The sequence below is a fragment of the Agrobacterium sp. a22-2 genome (genome assembly GCF_012276985.1).
GTDB lineage: Bacteria > Pseudomonadota > Alphaproteobacteria > Rhizobiales > Rhizobiaceae > Allorhizobium.
In genome coordinates, this window is the sequence record NZ_JAAXMM010000010.1 from 238,198 (window position 1) to 252,496 (window position 14,299).

10 protein-coding genes are annotated in these 14,299 nt (G+C 61.8%); 6 read left to right on the forward strand and 4 right to left on the reverse strand.

What is annotated here, in order from left to right:
• Window positions 1–29: 29 nt before the first annotated feature.
• Window positions 30–1,307 carry a GGDEF domain-containing protein gene (locus HFC70_RS27285; RefSeq protein ID WP_168474534.1) on the reverse strand — a complete coding sequence of 426 codons (1,278 nt, stop codon included), beginning with the start codon at window positions 1,305–1,307 and terminating at the stop codon, window positions 30–32.
• A gap of 355 nt (window positions 1,308–1,662) precedes the next feature.
• Between HFC70_RS27285 and clpP the strand changes: the two genes are divergently transcribed.
• The 5 genes from clpP (at window position 1,663) to HFC70_RS17395 (ending at window position 9,717) form a co-directional block, all read left to right on the forward strand.
• Complete coding sequence (clpP, locus tag HFC70_RS17375) at window positions 1,663–2,295, forward strand: ATP-dependent Clp endopeptidase proteolytic subunit ClpP (RefSeq protein WP_168474535.1); 633 nt, start codon at window positions 1,663–1,665, stop codon at window positions 2,293–2,295.
• 301 nt (window positions 2,296–2,596) lie between these two features.
• Window positions 2,597–3,874 carry an ATP-dependent Clp protease ATP-binding subunit ClpX gene (gene clpX, locus HFC70_RS17380; protein WP_168474536.1) on the forward strand — a complete coding sequence of 426 codons (1,278 nt, stop codon included), beginning with the start codon at window positions 2,597–2,599 and terminating at the stop codon, window positions 3,872–3,874.
• A 436-nt stretch (window positions 3,875–4,310) separates the two neighbouring features.
• Window positions 4,311–6,731 carry an endopeptidase La gene (gene lon, locus HFC70_RS17385; RefSeq protein ID WP_168474537.1) on the forward strand — a complete coding sequence of 807 codons (2,421 nt, stop codon included), beginning with the start codon at window positions 4,311–4,313 and terminating at the stop codon, window positions 6,729–6,731.
• Window positions 6,732–6,938: 207 nt separating this feature from the next.
• Window positions 6,939–7,214: a DNA-binding protein HupB gene (hupB, locus tag HFC70_RS17390; protein WP_168474538.1), complete on the forward strand. Its 276-nt coding sequence runs from the start codon at window positions 6,939–6,941 to the stop codon at window positions 7,212–7,214.
• Window positions 7,215–7,521: 307 nt separating this feature from the next.
• Entirely contained in the window at window positions 7,522–9,717 is a 2,196-nt protein-coding gene (locus tag HFC70_RS17395) for an esterase-like activity of phytase family protein (protein ID WP_168474539.1), read from the forward strand.
• A gap of 81 nt (window positions 9,718–9,798) precedes the next feature.
• On the opposite strand, the gene HFC70_RS17400 is transcribed toward HFC70_RS17395, so the two are convergent.
• The 3 genes from HFC70_RS17400 to HFC70_RS17410 form a co-directional block, all read right to left on the reverse strand.
• Window positions 9,799–10,551 carry an alpha/beta fold hydrolase gene (locus tag HFC70_RS17400; protein ID WP_168474540.1) on the reverse strand — a complete coding sequence of 251 codons (753 nt, stop codon included), beginning with the start codon at window positions 10,549–10,551 and terminating at the stop codon, window positions 9,799–9,801.
• A complete protein-coding gene (locus HFC70_RS17405; protein WP_168474541.1) occupies window positions 10,548–11,543 on the reverse strand; it encodes an isopenicillin N synthase family oxygenase in 996 nt (331 codons plus the stop codon). The genes HFC70_RS17400 and HFC70_RS17405 overlap by 4 nt, the downstream gene beginning before the upstream one ends.
• A 493-nt stretch (window positions 11,544–12,036) precedes the next feature.
• Window positions 12,037–13,023 (reverse strand): aldo/keto reductase, encoded by a 987-nt coding sequence (locus HFC70_RS17410; RefSeq protein ID WP_168474542.1) that lies wholly within the window; start codon window positions 13,021–13,023, stop codon window positions 12,037–12,039.
• A 193-nt stretch (window positions 13,024–13,216) separates the two neighbouring features.
• On the opposite strand from HFC70_RS17410, the gene HFC70_RS17415 reads away from it, so the two are divergent.
• On the forward strand, window positions 13,217–14,299 hold a 1,083-nt coding region (locus tag HFC70_RS17415; RefSeq protein WP_210259307.1), incomplete at its 3' end, for a hypothetical protein.

Genomic DNA, 14,299 nt, shown 5'->3' on the forward strand with positions numbered 1-14,299 from the left:
TTGAAAGCGGAAAAGGGAGCGGAGCCCGATCAGGTGGCGGCCGTGTCCCGGTCGCCGGTGGTCATGCCGACGACGCGCCTAAGGGCGGTCACCTGGCGGTCGGCGTCGAGATCGATCTCATCGGCGGTGCCGGCCCGGTCGGCGGCCGGAATGCAGACGATCGCGTCGCCCCGCAGCACGGCCGTGCGGTTTCGCCCCATCGCCTTCGCCTTGTAGAGGGCGCGGTCGGCGCCGCTCATCAACTGGTCGAGATCGGCGGTGCGGGCCGGCATGACCGAGATGCCGATGCTGACTGTGACCTGCACGGGCCCCTTCGGCGTGTCGATATTGGTCTGTGCGAGCTGTTGCCGGATCGCCTCGGCCAGTCGGGCCGCCTCCCGGACAGTGCCTGTCCGCAGGATGGCGCTGAATTCTTCGCCGCCGGAGCGCCCGAAAACGCCCAGTGCGCCGATGATTTTCTGGCCGATCGCCGAGAAGGCGATCAGCACGCAATCGCCGGCCTGATGGCCATGCAGATCATTGATCTGCTTGAAATGGTCGAGATCGAACAGCAATTGCGCAATCATCGGCGGCTGAGCGGCGGACGCCGTGCCGCGTATCTCGCCGAAGGCATCGATAATGCCGCGCCGGTTGAGGACGCCGGTCAGGGGGTCGGTGCGGACGAGTTGCTGAAGCTTCTGCTCCGAGCGATCCATCATGATGCGTGCGCCGATCAGCAGCGAGGTCACGAAGCAGAAGATGGCAACGATCCCCGTGAACCCGAAGATCTGGGCGCCCTGCAGCGTCTGCGGCGGTGAAATGGTATTGGCGATGGCGCCCGCCAGGCAACTGGTCGCCTGCACGCACCATATTGCGGATATCAATCGCCGCCTTTTGTGCGAACTGAACTGACCCGTATAGGCGGTCAAGGCCAGGATGAAAAAGCCGGTGGCGGCTCCGAAATTGTAGAGGGCAACGCGATAGCCGAGATTGTCGTGGATCGGCGGCAACAGCATCCCGGCAATCCACAGCAGTGCAGGGATGGCGGCATAGGGCGGTACGGATCGCCCATCGAATTGCCGCAGCCCGTATGCCCAGAAGAAAAAGCAGCTGAGCGCCAGGGTGTTGGCGAATTCGATCGAGATGAAATTGGGGATGTGACCGCGCAGAGCCACCAATGCGACGCCCAGTCCGTGCGCGGCGAATCCCGCGCTCCAGCCAGCGTAATGCCGCTGGGAGCGGTCGTGCAGCCAGACAGCCGCAAGCAATCCTGCAACGGTCAGGGCTTGAGCCGACCAGAGAATGAATCCTGTCTTGATATCGAGCACGGAAAAAGGGCCTCAGCATTTTGAATGCCACGACGTTGGCGCAAACTTGGAAAGGAGTCCTTAACGCTGCCTGCCGGGTTCTGGCTTACGCACAGGGTATTGCGACTTCTTTGGGTGACTACCAATTGTTCACCATAGACTGCGGCATTTCTGTGGGTGCGGCCCATACCGCGGCTGCCGCGATGGTCACGGGCTTAAATGCCGACTAAGGCAGGCAGGCGTCGGCACATTAAGGATATCCGATGCTCACGTCTTGAAGTCGGGGGTCCGGACACTCTATGTAGGGATTGACAGGATTAAAATTTGATTCCCGCCGCGTCTACTGTGTTTGGGATATGGGCTATAAAGGACGGACATGAGAAATCCAGTTGATACCGCCATGGCACTCGTGCCGATGGTCGTGGAGCAGACCAACCGCGGCGAGCGCTCCTACGATATCTATTCGCGTCTTTTGAAAGAGCGCATCATTTTCCTGACCGGGCCTGTCGAAGACCACATGGCTTCGCTGGTCTGCGCCCAGCTGCTGTTCCTCGAAGCGGAAAACCCGAAGAAGGAAATTGCGCTCTATATCAATTCTCCGGGCGGCGTGGTTACCGCCGGCATGGCGATCTACGATACGATGCAGTTCATTCGTCCTGCCGTTTCAACGCTTTGCGTCGGCCAGGCGGCATCCATGGGCTCGCTTCTGCTGGCCGCCGGCGAAAAGGGCATGCGCTTTGCGACCCCGAACGCCCGCATCATGGTGCACCAGCCTTCGGGCGGCTTCCAGGGTCAGGCATCGGACATCGAGCGTCACGCCCGCGACATCATCAAGATGAAGCGCCGCCTCAACGAGGTCTATGTCAAGCATACCGGCCGGACCTATGAGGAAGTGGAAAACACGCTCGACCGCGACCATTTCCTGGAATCCAGCGAAGCCAAGGAATGGGGCCTGATCGACAAGATCCTGACCTCGCGTCTGGAAATGGAAGGCGCAGTGCCGGCCTGATGTCATCCCGGCCATTCACGTCCGTGTGAACGGATCGTGGCGGCTTGTATGAAAGAGGGGGTTTAAACTGGCTGCGAACGCGCTAATAGTAACTATTAAGGCTATGTTGAGTTTTTGTGACATAGTCTGACGATTCGAAGAGGTTTTCGTTGCCGCCGGTTCTCGAATGTGAACTCTGAGAACCGGATAGTACCTTGGAGAGTGAGGCAGCCCCGGCTCCGCAATGGAGCGGCCCGCGGGGCGGTGTAAGTGGACTGCACTCCGTCAAGGCGGATGTGCGGCGTGCCGGAAGGAAAAAGTTATGAGCAAAGTCAGCGGAAGCAACGGCGGTGACTCCAAGAATACCCTGTATTGTTCGTTCTGCGGCAAGAGCCAGCACGAGGTCCGCAAGCTGATTGCTGGGCCGACGGTGTTCATCTGCGATGAATGCGTCGAACTGTGCATGGACATCATCCGCGAAGAGAACAAGTCTTCGATGGTGAAATCCCGCGACGGCGTTCCCACGCCGCAGGACATCATCAAGATCCTCGACGAGTATGTGATCGGCCAGAAACAGGCCAAGAAGATTCTCTCGGTGGCGGTGCACAATCATTACAAGCGCCTGTCGCATGCCTCCAAGGGCGGCGACGTGGAACTGGCCAAGTCGAACATTCTGCTGGTCGGGCCGACCGGTTGCGGCAAGACCTATCTTGCCCAGACGCTGGCCCGCATCATCGACGTGCCGTTCACCATGGCGGACGCCACGACGCTGACGGAAGCCGGTTATGTCGGCGAGGATGTCGAGAACATCATCCTGAAGCTGCTCCAGTCGGCGGACTACAATGTCGAGCGTGCCCAGCGCGGCATCGTCTATATCGACGAAGTCGACAAGATCTCCAGGAAGTCCGACAACCCGTCGATCACCCGTGACGTTTCGGGCGAAGGCGTGCAGCAGGCGCTTCTGAAGATCATGGAAGGCACGGTTGCCTCGGTTCCGCCGCAGGGCGGCCGCAAGCATCCGCAGCAGGAGTTCCTGCAGGTCGACACGACGAACATCCTGTTCATCTGCGGCGGCGCCTTTGCCGGTCTCGACAAGATCATCTCGGCCCGGGGTGAAAAGACCTCGATCGGCTTCGGTGCGACGGTCACCTCACCGGAAGACCGCCGTGTCGGCGAAGTCCTGCGCGAGCTGGAGCCGGAAGATCTGGTGAAATTCGGTCTCATTCCGGAATTCATCGGTCGTCTGCCTGTTCTGGCAACGCTTGAGGATCTCGACGCCGACGCGCTGATCCAGATCCTGTCGGAGCCGAAGAACGCACTGGTCAAGCAGTATCAGCGCCTGTTCGAGATGGAAGATGTCGAGCTGACCTTCCACGAGGACGCCCTGCGCGAAATCGCCCTCAAGGCCATCACCCGCAAGACCGGCGCCCGTGGACTGCGGTCGATCATGGAGAAGATCCTGCTCGACACCATGTTCGAACTGCCGGAACTCGAAGGGGTTCGCGAAGTCGTCATCTCGGAGGATGTCGTGCGTGGTTCGTCGAGGCCGCTTTACATCTACGCGGATCGCCAGGAAGAAAAAGCCAACGCTTCGGCTTGACCTTGGGCGATTTGCAAGAGTTGGAGAGCCCGCTTCGGCGGGCTCTTTGCATTTTCAGACATGCTTGTGCGTCAACAGTGATGCAAGGGGCGGGCAGGGCCTGCAGAATTGTGTTCCTGGCCGGTTTCCAGTCTGTTTCTATTGGTTTAGAACAGAATCCATGTTCGCTTTCATAGGTGTCACTGGGCCTGCTCAAAGCGTCCATGCCCGGGGCAGAGATGCCGCGACGGCGCGCAAGCCACGCGATAGCTGGGCGGATTATTTGTTTTGTTGCGTTTTGTCTGTGACATGACTGTCATAATTTGCCGGTGGCCGCAGCCGGCAGGCTTGAATTCACTGTCATGGAACTCCACTTTCAGTGCGAGAGAAAGACCTGCCCCGCGGTATTTGCCCGTGGGTTCTGTGCCCGGCAACGGGACGATGGAAAGGAAATAGAATGACGAATGTAACGTCTGCCGCAACCGAGGCGAATACCTATCCGGTATTGCCCCTGCGCGACATTGTGGTGTTCCCGCACATGATCGTGCCGCTGTTCGTGGGACGCGAAAAATCCATTCGCGCCCTCGAAGAAGTCATGGGTTCGGACAAGCAGATCATGCTCGCCACCCAGATCAATGCCGGCGACGACGATCCGATGCCCTCGGCGATCTACGAGGTCGGCACGATCGCCAATGTTCTGCAGCTGCTGAAACTGCCGGACGGCACGGTCAAGGTGCTGATCGAAGGGCGCGCCCGCGCCAAGATCGATTCCTATACCGGCCGCGAAGAGTTCTATGAAGCCCAGGCTCATGTTCTGGGCGAACCTGACGAGGATCCGGTCGAGATCGAGGCGCTGTCGCGCTCCGTCGTCTCGGAGTTCGAGAACTACGTCAAGCTCAACAAGAAGATCTCCCCCGAAGTGGTTGGTGCTGCCAGCCAGATCGAGGATTATTCCAAGCTCGCCGATACGGTCGCCTCCCACCTGTCGATCAAGATCACCGAGAAGCAGGAAATGCTGGAGACGGTCAGCGTCAAGCTGCGTCTTGAAAAGGCGCTCGGCTTCATGGAAGGCGAGATTTCCGTTCTTCAGGTCGAAAAGCGCATCCGCTCGCGCGTCAAGCGCCAGATGGAAAAGACCCAGCGCGAATATTACCTGAACGAGCAGATGAAGGCGATCCAGAAGGAGCTCGGCGACGGCGAGGACGGCCGCGACGAGATGGCCGAACTGGAAGAGCGCATCGCCAAGACCAAGCTGACCAAGGAAGCCAAGGAAAAAGCCGAGAGCGAGCTGAAGAAGCTGCGCCACATGAGCCCGATGTCGGCCGAAGCCACCGTCGTGCGCAATTATCTCGACGTGCTGCTGGGTCTGCCCTGGAACAAGAAGTCGAAGATCAAGGTCGATCTCAACGCTGCCGAGAAGGTCCTCGACGAGGATCATTTCGGCCTCGACAAGGTCAAGGAACGCATCGTCGAATATCTCGCCGTGCAGGCCCGTGCGACCAAGCTGAAAGGCCCGATCCTGTGCCTGGTCGGCCCTCCGGGTGTCGGCAAGACCTCGCTCGCCAAGTCGATCGCTAAGGCGACCGGCCGCGAATATATCCGCATGGCGCTGGGCGGCGTGCGCGACGAGGCCGAGATCCGCGGTCACCGCCGTACCTATATCGGTTCGATGCCCGGCAAGGTCATCCAGTCGATGAAGAAGGGCAAGAAGTCCAATCCGCTGTTCCTGCTCGATGAAATCGACAAGCTCGGCCAGGATTATCGTGGCGATCCGTCGTCGGCTCTGCTGGAGGTGCTGGATCCGGAACAGAACTCGACGTTCATGGACCACTACCTGGAGGTCGAATACGATCTATCCGACGTGATGTTCATCACCACGGCCAACACGCTGAACATCCCGGCGCCGCTGATGGACCGCATGGAGATCATCCGGATCGCCGGCTATACCGAAGACGAGAAGCTCGAGATCGCCAAGCGGCATCTGCTGCCGAAGTCGATCAAGGAGCATGCCCTGCGGCCCGAGGAGTTCTCGGTTTCCGACAGCGCCATCGTCGCGATCATCCAGCAGTACACCCGCGAGGCGGGCGTGCGCAGCTTTGAACGCGAGCTGATGAAGCTCGCCCGCAAGGCCGTGACCGAGATCATCAAGGGCAAGTCGAAGTCGGTGGCAATCACCGGCGAGAACATCCATGATTACCTGGGCGTGCCGCGCTATCGCCACGGCGAGGCGGAAGGCCATGACCAGGTCGGCATCGTGACAGGCCTTGCCTGGACCGAAGTCGGCGGTGAGCTTCTGACCATCGAAGGCGTCATGATGCCCGGCAAGGGCCGTATGACGGTGACGGGCAATCTGAAGGAGGTCATGAAGGAATCGATCTCGGCTGCTGCCTCCTACGTCCGCAGCAGGGCTGTCGATTTCGGCATCGAACCGCCACGCTTCGACAAGTCCGACATCCATGTGCACGTACCGGAAGGTGCGACGCCCAAGGATGGTCCGTCGGCAGGCGTTGCCATGGCAACGGCCATCGTCTCGATCATGACCGGCATTCCGGTCAACAAGGACGTGGCCATGACCGGCGAAATCACGCTGCGCGGCCGGGTTCTGCCGATCGGCGGCCTGAAGGAAAAGCTGCTGGCAGCGCTTCGCGGCGGTATCAAGAAGGTTCTCATTCCGGAAGAAAACGCCAAAGATCTGGCGGACATTCCGGACAATGTGAAGAACAATCTGGAGATCGTTCCGGTGTCGCGTATGGGTGAGGTTATCGCCCATGCCCTGTTGCGGATTCCCGAGCCGATCGAGTGGGACGGAACCGTTGAAACCCCGGCGGTCGGGACCGTTGAGGGGGTCGATGAATTCGGCCAAACCTTGGCGCATTAGGCTTTATTTGCCACAATCTTGCCAAATTGGCACACTCACGACAAAAAGGCTGGCAAATTTGCCAGCCTTTTTTGTGTAAACTCGTCAAACCTCCTTGTTTTTCAGGTCATTGCGATGCTTTTGGGTTGCGACGGGCACAAGCATGCGTATTGTCCGCCCGACTTGTAAATTTTGAGTCGTTTCATGCCAATCAGAAAGGGTGGAAACATGAATAAGAATGAACTCGTATCGGCAGTCGCCGAGAAGGCCGGCCTCACCAAGGCTGACGCCGCTTCCGCTGTGGACGCCGTTTTCGAAACGGTTCAGTCCGAGTTGAAGGCCGGCGGCGACATTCGTCTCGCAGGCTTCGGCGCCTTCACGGTTTCGCGTCGCGAAGCTTCCAAGGGCCGTAACCCTTCGACCGGCGCGGAAGTCGACATTCCGGCTCGCAACGTTCCGAAGTTCTCGGCTGGCAAGGGTCTCAAGGACGCTTGCAACAGCTAATCGATTTTCCGTCCGAACGGCAATTCAAGGATTGCCGCTCGGACGGGACGACGATGTAGAAGACCCGGCCACCGTGCCGGGTTTTTTATGGCCCGCTCGCTTGTCCGGCGGTAGCGATTGAACTGTTCCAGCCGAGCCGGCATTCGTTCCCGATGAGCAGCGAATTGCGCAAGGAGCGGGAGACGAAAACCACCTGATTGGCGGCCCGTGCCCCGATCTCGACAAAACGGAACAACTGTCATGTGCCTGTCATCCGCATGACGCAAAAGCCTCCTGTTGGTTTCTCATGGAAACAGGAGGTTTCCCCATGGCTTTTAATCTTTCCCGCGCCGCATTCACGGCTGCCCTGCTGGCTTCGGTCGCCGTACCGGCCAGCGCCGAGCAGGTCTTTAACCGCATCGCATCCTTCCCGGTCGCCACCAATCTGCCGGCCGACAAGGACAAGCTCTCCACGACCTCGGCGGAAATCGTCACCGCATCCGAAGACGGCATGACGCTGGTCTATTCCGACAGCCCGCTCGGCGCGATCGGTTTCGTCGACATTAAAGACGCCAAGGCCCCGAAGGCCGGCGGCGCGGTGATGATGGATGGCGAGCCGACCTCGGTTGCCGCCATCGGCAACAAGGTCCTGGTCGCCGTCAACACGTCCGAAAGCAAGGCCAAGCCGTCTGGCCGCCTGGCTGTCGTTGATATCGCCTCCAAAAAGATCGACTCGACCTGCGATCTTGGCGGCCAGCCGGATTCGGTTGCAATCTCGCCGGACAAGAGCTTTGCCGTCATCGCCATCGAGAACGAGCGCGACGAAGAGCTGAACGAAGGCAAGCTGCCGCAGATGCCGGCGGGCGATCTGGTGATCGTCGGCCTGAAGGACGGTACCGTCGATTGCGCTTCCGTGAAGCATGTCGCCATGACCGGCCTGGCCGGCATTGCCGGTGACGATCCGGAGCCGGAATTCGTCTCGATCAACAGCCTCGGCGAAATCGCCGTGACGCTGCAGGAAAACAACGAAATCGTCATCGTCGACGGCAAGACCGGCACGGTCACGACCCATTTCCCGGCCGGCACCGTGGATCTCGCCGGCATCGACACCAAGTCGGACGGCGCGCTGAAGTTCACCGGCAAGAAGGACGGCGTGCTTCGCGAGCCCGACGCCCTGAAGTGGTTGGACGACAACCGCTTCGTGGTGGCCAATGAAGGCGATTACGAAGGCGGTTCGCGCAGCTTCACCATCTTCGACAAAACCGGCAAGGTTGCCTACGAATCCGGCCCCTCGCTGGAACTGGCCATCGCCCAGATCGGCCATTTCCCCGACAAGCGCGCCAAGTCCAAGGGCGTCGAGCTCGAAGGCCTGGAGGCGGCAACCTTCGGCGGCCAGAAGTATTTCTTCGTGCTCTCCGAGCGCGCTTCGGTCGTCGGCGTCTACAAGGACACCGGTGCCGAGCCGGAACTCGTGCAGATCCTGCCGTCGGGCGTTTCGCCGGAAGGTGCCGTGGCCATTCCGGCCCGCAACCTGCTGGTCACCGCCAACGAAGTCGATCTCGGCGAAGACGGCGGCCCGCGCTCGCATGTCATGCTCTATGAGCTTGGCGAAGGCAAAGCGGCCTATCCGATGATCCAGTCCGCACTCGTCGATGGCGCGCCGATCGGCTGGGGTGCCCTGTCCGGTCTGGTCGGCGATGCCGAAAAGGCAGGCCAGCTCTATGCCGTCAACGACAGCTTCTACAGCATGCAGCCGACCATCTTCACCATCGACGCCAACCAGACACCGGCCGTCATCACGGCGGCTCTGCCGGTCACCCGCGGTGGCCAGGCAGCGCAGAAGCTCGACATCGAAGGCGTGACGCTGGATGGCAAGGGCGGCTTTTGGCTGGCCTCCGAAGGCGATTCTGCCAAGCTCGTCGGCCACGGCCTCTACAATGTCGACGCCAAGGGCGAGATCAAGGCCGAGATCGGTCTTCCGGTCGAGCTGCTGGCCGGCCAGACCCGCTTCGGCTTCGAAGGCGTGACGCTGATCGGCAAGGGCGACGACGCGACGCTGTGGATGGCCATGCAGCGCGAATGGAAGGATGACGACAAGGGCACCGTCAAGCTCGTCTCCTACAACATCAAGGCCAAGGAATGGGGCGCTGTCAGCTACCCGCTCGACAAGACCGAAGCCGGCTGGGTCGGCCTGTCGGAAATCACCGCCCACGGTGATCACGTCTATATCGTCGAGCGCGACAACCAGGTTGGCGACAATGCCAAGCTGAAGAAGCTCTACCGCGTCGCCATTGCCGACCTGAAGCCGGCCAAGCTGGGCGAAAAGCTGCCGCTGGTGGCCAAGGAAGAAGTCCATGACTTCATCCCGGACCTGAAAGTGACCAACGGCTACGTCGTCGACAAGCTGGAAGGCTTCACCTTCGACGCGAGCGGCAAGGCCTTTGCCGTGACCGACAATGACGGCGTGGACGACTCCTCCGGCGAGACGCTGTTCTTCCCGGTCGACCTGAAGGGCACCAACTAAGTCTTCGTCCTCCCAAGACGACAGCAAGCAGAAGGCCGAGCGAGCGATCGCCCGGCCTTCTGGCGTTTCGGGGGCTGCGGATCAAAGCCCTTGCAGGAAGGCGATCACCGGTTCGGCCAGGGCCTCGGGCGCCGAGACATGCGGCGCGTGGCCGGTGGCAAGCGTGGCGACCGCAGCACCGGGCACCAACTGCTGCATGCGGCGTTGCAGGTAGAGAAACACCGACTGGTCTTCGGTTGCCTCGACATAGAGCCTGGGGACGCTGCCGAAACGGGGTAGCGTCAGATGAGGTGCCGTTGCCCGTCCACGTTCCGGCTGCGGTGTGAGGCGGGCTGCGGCGCGCTCTGCCATGTCCAATGGCAGGTCGTTCAGGAAATGCCGGATGGCCGCCTCGGGCGGCACGGTGCTGGTTAGCCGGTCGGCAGACCAGATCAGATGCGGGGAGATGCCGGCCGCCTCCGGGTGCTCGGCCAGCGCCTCGCGCACCAGCTGGCCAAACCCCATGCCCGACGGCAGCATCATGCCGGCGACATAGACAAGGCCGCGGATCGATTGCGGCACGGCCTCGGCCAGGGCAGAGGCCGCAACCCCGCCGCCGGAATGGGCGATCACCGCGACCGGCCGACCGACCGCCTCGATGATTGTTCTCAGATGATCGACATAAAGCTCGAGCGTGACCTTCTCTGCCGGCGTATCGTCGGTGCCATTGCCGGGCAGGTCGATGGCAACAGGCCGAAAGCCGGCTTCGGCCAGCAGCGGCGAAAAATCCTCCCAGACCCAGGCGCCCTGCCAGGCGCCATGGATCAGCAACACGGGCAGGGGTGTTCCGCTCATCCCTTGGCGGCCGGCGCGTAGGAGCGCTGGTACATGGCCTTCAGATGATCCTCGACGGTGATCGGCGGAAATTTCGGCTGTTCGCCGGGGGCAAGGCAGTTCGGCAGGCATTCGACCACATGGTCGGGATTGCCGACATAGAAGAACGGGATCGAATAGCGCTCCCGTCCGCTCTCGTTGACGACCCGGTGCAGCGTCGAGCGGTAGCGCTCGTTGGTCCAGCGGGCGATCATGTCGCCGAGATTGACGATGAAGGTGCCGGGGATCGGCTCGGCATGGATCCAGCTGCCGTCATCGGCATCGAACACCTGCAAGCCGCCGACGTCGTCCTGCATCAGCAGCGTCAGGCCGCCGAAATCCGTGTGTGCACCGGCGCCTTTTTCGTTGGGCGCGGCGTCCTGCGGCTGCGGCGGGTAATGCAAAAGCCGGAGCGTGCCGAGCGGTTCGCGGCAATAGGCATCGAAATGGTTCTCCGGCAGGCCGAGCGACAGGGCCATGCCGCGCATCAGCCGCTCGCCGAGATCGGTGAGTGCGGCGAAATAGGCCATCATGGTGGGCCGGAAGCCCGGCTGATCCGTGGGCCACTGGTTGGGGCCACGGTTGAAGCGGCGCGCCACCACGCGCGGGTCGTCGGGTCCAAGCTCCGGCCCGATATAATAACCCTCCTTGAGATCCGCCGGCGCGCCCGGCTCCAGCGTCTGGCCGCGCAGATGCTCGTAGCCGCGGTTGCAGAAGGACTGCGCCTTGTCGACGGCGAGCTTGTCGTCGATCGGCCGGTCGAAAAAGGCCCTGGTCTCGGCAAAGGCCGCATCGATCAATCCCTGTGGAATGCCATGCCCTGCGCAGTAGAAAAACCCCTTTTCGAGGCATGCCTGTCGCAAGGCCGCTCCCACCTCGGCGCGTGTCTCAGGCTTGGACGAGGATAGGCCTGAAATGTCGATCACCGGCAGGGCGGCCGTCTCGACGGAACGGGCTTGCAAGAGGGCGCTCATGGACTTGTCTGGCTCCTGGCTGGCGGGGGCGTTTCAGCGAGGCTAGTCCAGCCGGGGCGCAGTCGCAACGGGGGCAATGATCAAATTTTGGGTGCTTTCGCGATGTGCTTATGGATTGGGCATATGGTGAACGCTGAACGCGGTACACGTTCGGCCGAATCCCCCTTGAACATGGGGACAGAGCCAGCGCACCCCCTCTGGCTTGCCAGCCATCTCCCCCACACGGGGGGAGATCGGATGGAGCGCCGGCCCACGCCTCTCGCTCATGTTGGAGCAAGAAAGGCCAAGAAATATGTCCGCGAATTCTGAGGTTGACGGGAGGCAGAGAGTTGACCGCTTGTCGATCTCCCCCCGTGTGGGGGAGATGCCCGGCAGGGCAGAGGGGGGGTCGCATATCGAAGCGCGCCCGAAGTGTTCCATGCGCCGGCATGTAGGGAATGGGGATCGCAGCAGGTGCCGCCTGCAAACGCGCGGCAACTAAACCCGCCAAACCCTACCAGCGCTGATGCACATGCGGTGCGATCAGCCGCTCGTAGGTGTCGCGGGCTGCCGCCATCACCTCGGCCGAGAGCGCGGCCAGATCGGAGGCTTCGGCATTGGCCTTGGCCTGGGCGGCATTGCGGGCGCCGGGGATGACCACGGTCACAGTATCGTTCATCAGGATCCAGCGCAGCGCCAACGCCGCCATGGAGCCGCCCTGCGGCACCAGCCTGCGGATCTCCTCGACGGCCTCAAGGCCGGCTTCGAACGGCACGCCGGCAAAGGTCTCGCCGACATCGAAGGCCTCGCCATGGCGGTTGAAGCTGCGGTGATCGTCCGTGGCAAACACCGTTTCGCGGCTGATCTTGCCGGACAGAAGGCCGCTCGCCAGCGGCACGCGGGCAATCACGGCGACATTTTTGCGTTTGGCTTCCTGGAAAAACAGATTGGCCGGGCGCTGGCGGAACAGGTTGAAGATGATCTGGATGCTGACCACGCCGGGATATTCGATCGCTTTCAGCGCTTCCTCGACCTTTTCGACGCTGACGCCGTAATGGCGGATCTTGCCGGCCTTGGTGAGATCGTCCAGCGCGCCGAACACGTCAGGGCGATAATACACCTCGGTCGGTGGGCAATGCAGTTGCACGAGGTCCAGCGTCTCGACGCCGAGATTGCTAAGGCTGCGGTCGATGAAACCTTCGAGATTGGCCTTGGTATAGCCATCCGCCACATGCGGGCTCAGCCGCCGACCGGCCTTGGTGGCGACCATCGGCCGGGGACCGGTGCGCGATTTCAGCACGTCGGCGACGATCTTTTCCGAGCGGCCGTCGCCATAGACATCGGCCGTGTCGATGAAGGTCATGCCGGCATCCAGCGCCGCATTGAGTGCGGCGCGGCCGTCGGCTTCCTTGACATCTCCCCACGAGCCGCCGATCTGCCAGGCGCCGAAGCCGATTTCGCTGACGGTGAATCCTGTCTTTCCAAAACCATGCTGTCGCATCTGTTGTCTCCTTGCGTCATTCTTTGCGCTTGCTGGTAACAACTGCGGTCGCAAGCGGCAAGGTCAAGGGCGGCGGGCCGGAAAGGTCATCGAAAAGCCCGGAAGCCCTGATATCCAGGGCATGACGTTGAAACAGGCCAACCGTGCGAGCGCCTTTGCATCAGATCTTCTCCATCCGACCCGGGAGTTGCCAGTGGTGTTGCTGAAAGCGACCCTGTGGAGACTGTGGCGCATGGCACGGTGGCTGTCGCTGCTGGCGGCCGTCTGGCTGCTCGGTGAGCAGGGCCTGGCACTTTATCGCACCGGCATAACCTTCGGCCTGGTTGATCCGGTGCGACTGGCCGAATACCGGCTCTATATGGCCGGCTCCGATCGATTTGTCGCGGAAATCGAAGCGGCGATCGCGGCGGAGGACTATGGCTATGCCGAGGATCTCTGCACGCTTGCCACCCGCTACGGCCATGACCTGCCGCCTGATCTGCGGGAACGGGCCGTGCCCGGTTTTGCCACCCGCGCCTTCGTGTCGAGCAGCCGCGCGGCGCGCGGCTTTGTCTTCGGTTCCTTCGATAGCGGCGAGGAGATTGCCGGCTCGGTCGCCAGCGATCTGGTTGGCGTCGGCGATCTCCGGGATTTTTCCGTTCAGGGCGTCGCCTACATGGCCGGGCGCGACTACGATCCGTTGCTGCTCGGCCTGTCGGCCGCCGGCCTCGGGCTGACGGCGGCCACCTATGGCTCGGCCGGTGCCGGTGCCCTGCCGGATGCCGGCCTGTCGCTGTTGAAGAACGCTTATCGGGCCCGCAAGCTGTCGCGGCCGCTGACCACCTATCTGACCAAAACCGCGACCCGCGTCGTTGACATGAAGGTGCTGCGCCGTGAACTGACCGCCGTGGCGGACGAAGGGGTGACCGGGCTCGGCAAGGTGCGCAATGCAGCGGCCAAGTCGCTGGACAAGACCGCCGCCCGCACCCTGCTGGACGATGCCGAGGTGCTCGGCGATATCGGCAAGCGCGGCGGCGCAAGGGCGTCCGTGGCGGCCCTGTCGATTGCCGACGGTCCAAAAGACCTGCGCAAACTGCAACGCGTCACCCGCCATTTCGGCAGCGAATCGTCCACTGTCCTGAAATTTCTCGGCAAGACGGTGCTGAAGCTCGGCTACGGGCTCTATGCCTTTGCCGCGGCACTCGCCTCTCTGGCGCTGACGCTCCTCTGGATCGCCATCAAACTGCCCGCGCGACTGGCGCTGCGCATGCTGGGGCGTCGGCTGGGGCTGGGGGAG